This is a genomic window from Xenorhabdus littoralis (assembly GCF_033949345.1).
In the GTDB taxonomy this organism is placed as follows: Bacteria; Pseudomonadota; Gammaproteobacteria; order Enterobacterales; family Enterobacteriaceae; genus Xenorhabdus; species Xenorhabdus littoralis.
On the sequence record NZ_VCDP01000170.1, the window covers coordinates 1 to 4,496 of the forward strand.

Sequence of the window (4,496 nt, forward strand, 5' to 3'; positions counted from 1 at the left end):
ACCGCATAAGCCCCCCCTGCAATCCACCTGAAGGGGCAGTGGCTTAAGGCCGCCGGGTTAGATAAAGGTTGCACGCTCACCGTTAAAATCATGGACGGCTGTCTGGTGCTCATTCCTGACAGAGATGACACCCGCACCATCAGGCAGCAGTACCAGCGCCAGCAAGACCAGCTCAGTGAGATTAAGCTGCGGATGCGGGAACTGATTGGGGATTATCAGGCCGGATAACCCTTAAAAAGCCGGGAGATCACACAGATTTTCCGGCTTGATGAGTCAATAAGGGAAAGAGCCGGCATATCGCAACCGACTCTATTTTCACTAATATATTTTATAATACTACGATTGGCTCGAAACAGAACTCTGCCAAATTATGCTCTTTTCTGTATTGCTCTAACCACTCCTCAAAATCCTCGGGCTCATCAGCAGAAATACCTTTTTCCCAATATCCATGACCATACGCCATTAACATTGCCCAATCATATTCAGACTCGTGGCCAAGTAATGCAGCCGACATATACGTGTCTATAGGGCTGTAAACTGCCGGATGATTTAAAACAAGCTGTTCTGCCTCATCTTCTGATTTATTGGCATATTTGACAATAATGGCTTTCAATATTTCAACCCAAGTATAAAAATTAAAAACAAGCTTTTTATTGGGATTATTTTCATCTGTAATAACCATGCCATCAATAATATTCTTTTTATCAATCATAGCGTTTCTATCCGTCATTTTATGGACACACATCGGCAATTTGTTTGACTGAAACTTTATGCTTATCAAACATATCTGTTGCTTTTTTAGTATAAAGGGCTAATTGATGCCCAGAAATATCTGGCGCACGCCCCCGTTTAAAATCAGGTGGATTCATTAACATTGGGCCACTGACCCCATCATGATTATGAACAAGCTTGTTTTTACGACCTTCTCTAACAAATCGCATCCATTCTTCCTTACCTGCATCAGTGCTCGTATCCAAGACCTTAATATTTAATTTGGCTAACTCCGAGTTCGGTATTTCAAATGTGGCCAGTGTTGGATAATTTTTCTTCTTCGCCCATTCAAGAGCCTGCTCTTTTGATGCCGTTACATAAAACCCTTTCTTCCCGCCCGGATCAAAATCTTTTTTGCCCGTCCCTTTTGACAGGTCTATCTTCGTGCCATCTTCAAAATGCCCCGCATGGTAAAACGTGGTCGAATCCGGCGATAACCCGAACGGGTCCACAAACCGCACCGGATTGTGCACATAGCCGTACGGATTAAACCCGCCGTGCAGGTTCAGCGGGTCTGGCGTAAGATATTGCCCCGTTTCATGATCATAATATCGGAAACGGTTATAGTATAGCCCCGTCTCCTCATCCGCGTACTGCCCCATAAAACGCAGGTGGCAGCCAACATGGGCATCTTCATGATCACCCGCGACCGCAGGCCAGGTATCCAGCCGGCCCCATGTACTTAACCGGCCCGCCCAGATCAGTTGGCCTTCCTCGTTGAGCAGCTCCCGTACCGTCCCCTGATGGTCGCTGACAGTATAGTGCAGCTTGCCCCGCTCATAACGTGCCCACGGAGTCAACGTGCCTGGGGCATACAGCCAACGGATACTGTGGTCATAGGCAAGTGTGCCATCAGCATAAATCGGGATTTCCTCGATCAGCTGATCACCGCTCCACAGAAAATCATGCCCGATGATAGCATCCTGTCTCAGCGTCAAGTCCGGTTTGCCATTCAACCAGCGCTGCAAATTGGCTGCAACCAGTTTGCCATCGTGGACTTTTAGCTTTTGGATACGTCGCCCAAAGGCATCATACTTATACTGCCAGCGGGAGCCATCCGGTGTTTCACAATGAGTAAGCTGATCCTGAATATCCCACCGATACCGCCAAATCTGGGGACGAAAACCGTCTCGATGTTCAGTTTTCTCCACTAATCGCCCATTCTGATCATAACGGTAAGTCGCATCACCACGATGCACCACTCGCCCTGCCAATTGAAGCTGATCGGCTTGCTTCAGGGCGTTTCTGGCATCATTCGGCAGATGGCGGCTCAGGTTGCCCTGTTTGTCATAATGAAATTGCTCCTCAAAGGACCTGAATCCCTCAAAGGCAGCATGGGTGACCTGATCGTTTTGGTTATAGCGATAACGGGTTTGTCCCCAAATACTGTCATCAATCACCTGTATATTAAAGGCGCGATCATATTGCCAGCTACGGTTAACGGCTGTCGCCTGTGGTGGAAAATACGGATGGTTCTGTTGCAGGGTTTCACGGAATAGTGAGGTGGCTCGTCCGGCTGACTGATGAGCCAGTTGCCCGTTAGTCGTGTAACGGCTCGCCAGAATGAAGCCTTTGGCACTTTCGCGCACTGTTTCACGGCCGAGCGAATCATAGTTTAATGTTAGCGGATCGTGCTGCCCAAACTGGAAGCTAGTCAGTTGTTGCGACGGGTTATAACCGAAATTCAGCGTATTCTGATCTACTGTTTCCGCGGTGGGCAGACCACTTTGTATATCCCACTGCCGGGTAATTTCCCGGCCATTGACCCGTTCGCCAATCAAGTGCCCTGCTTCGTCATACTCAAACTCGACTTTCGCATCCGGGGAAATTGCGCAGATCAGCCTTCCCAGAGGGTCATAACCATATTCAATCACGGCCTGCTGTTCACAGGCAGACTCACCTGCTTGCCAGTGTTCCCGTCGGCGGATTTGGTCGTCATCGTTATAACAAAAGCGGGTTAACTGGCCATTCGGGTAACGGATTAAAGTTTGACGCCCTCCCCGATCATATGCATATTCCAGCGTTCGATCGGTAAAATCAGTTTCTCGAACAAGCTGACCAGCCAAATCATACTCATACTGATAGGTTTCCCCCATCGCCGTCGTCACTTTGTTCACTCGAAGCAAGCTGTCATAGTCAAAGTGCAACGCAGTGCCATCCGGGCGGGTCATACTGGTCAACAGATTAAACGGCCCATAGGTGTACTGAGTGATTTGTCCTTCACCATCGGTCACGGCGGTGATCCGCCGGGCCTGATCGTAAGTTATCTGTTGCTTGACCCCATCTGATTGGGTAATTTCAGTAACGCTACCGTTAAGGCTGGCATGAAAGGCGCTGTGCTGGTAATGAGTTTGCTGGCCTAACGCATCAGTCATGCAACGCAGCCGTCCCAATCCATCTTGGTCATAGCGGGTTGTATAGCCATTTGGTGATAACATGCTATGTAATCGATGCTGTTCATATTCATAGCGCCATTGAGTCCCATCCGGCAGAATTTTTCGGAGCAATTCACCGTGCTGGTTATAACGATATTCTTCTATTCGTCCTAATGGATCGGTGACAGAATCAGGCTCACCTGCTTCATTGTAATGAAACCCCCAACTCTTACCATCGGACAACTTGGCTTGCAGTAATTGACCGTATTCATCATAGTCATAAGTGAATGCTTCGCCGGAAGGTTGAATAAGTTTAGTCAGTTCTCCGTATGGACTGTATTCAAAATAGGTTGTGCGTCCCAAAGGGTCAGTTTCTGACACCATATTCCGCAGATCCCATTCCATCACGGTTTCCCGTTCTAACGGATCCAGAATGCGCAACAAATTGCCATCGTCATCGTACCAATAACGGCTACACCCCCCCTCAGCGTCAAGATAGGTGGTGCTTCGCTCTGCATCATCGTAGATGAAACGATCATTCCAATACCCCTGTGGCGTAGTGACTGACACCACGCGACCACGGAGATCATAATCCACAGAGACATCTGTTGTGTTATTATCTCCCCAGCGAATCATGTATCCCTGATCGTTATACTGATGCCACAAATGGTTAAACTGGAAAGTCTCACATTCCAACAAATAACCCCGCGCATCATAGTGACAAGTCACCAAACGTTGGCGGAGTTCGGCCGTCAGGTACTCAATTATGGCCAGATTTTTCTGGTCATAACCGAGCAGCAAACGGTAGCCATCCGAATGCGTTATCTGTGACAGGCGTTGTACACTATCACCATGGGTATCATCGTAATGGAAAGTAATACGGTTGCCATGACGATCACTGATAGCGGAGAGTAATCTGCGCGCACCATCCTTCTGTCCAAAACTCAGAATAAGCTGACTGCGGCGGTCAAACAGGTGCAAACCGTGACTGCGTTCACCAAACAGCAGATAATGCCCCGCATGCAGGTTGACCGAGAATACTTTCTCTTCTGTTTCGGGTGTGTGGAAGGTATAAATCACACCATCGTCGTCGCTGAATCGCGTAGCATCACCGTCAAGCAACAGATGCCGTGACCACTGATCGGCCCATTTGGGGCCGAATAGCCCAGAAAAGTTTTCCGTTGAACGGTAAGTGCGTATCAGGGAGAGAGGCACCGTTCCCGGCAGGGAAAGCACGGGTTTCTGCTGTAGGAAATCCCCGGTGGTCACATCCACCGGATCACCCTCACATTTTTTTTTAGTGGGGGTGCAGCCCTTTACTTCCACTGACTCCTTAGGCTTCTCCTGCTT

At 48.6% G+C, this 4,496-nt stretch carries 3 protein-coding genes; 1 reads left to right on the top strand and 2 read right to left on the bottom strand.

The window, feature by feature from the left end; genetic code table 11:
- The first annotated feature begins 21 nt into the window (after positions 1–21).
- Positions 22–228: a SymE family type I addiction module toxin gene (locus tag FE394_RS19015; RefSeq protein WP_319927889.1), complete on the top strand. Its 207-nt coding sequence runs from the start codon at positions 22–24 to the stop codon at positions 226–228.
- Between the two features lie 100 nt (positions 229–328).
- On the opposite strand, the gene FE394_RS19020 is transcribed toward FE394_RS19015, so the two are convergent.
- Complete coding sequence (locus FE394_RS19020; protein ID WP_319927887.1) at positions 329–712, bottom strand: hypothetical protein; 384 nt, start codon at positions 710–712, stop codon at positions 329–331.
- A gap of 19 nt (positions 713–731) precedes the next feature.
- Positions 732–4,421 carry an RHS repeat-associated core domain-containing protein gene (locus FE394_RS19025; RefSeq protein ID WP_319927888.1) on the bottom strand — a complete coding sequence of 1,230 codons (3,690 nt, stop codon included), beginning with the start codon at positions 4,419–4,421 and terminating at the stop codon, positions 732–734.
- Positions 4,422–4,496: the final 75 nt, after the last annotated feature.

Coding starts and splice junctions, on each gene's coding strand:
- FE394_RS19020 (WP_319927887.1), bottom strand. CDS start 712: ATGATTGATAAAAAGAATATTATTGATGGCATGGTTATTACAGATGAA.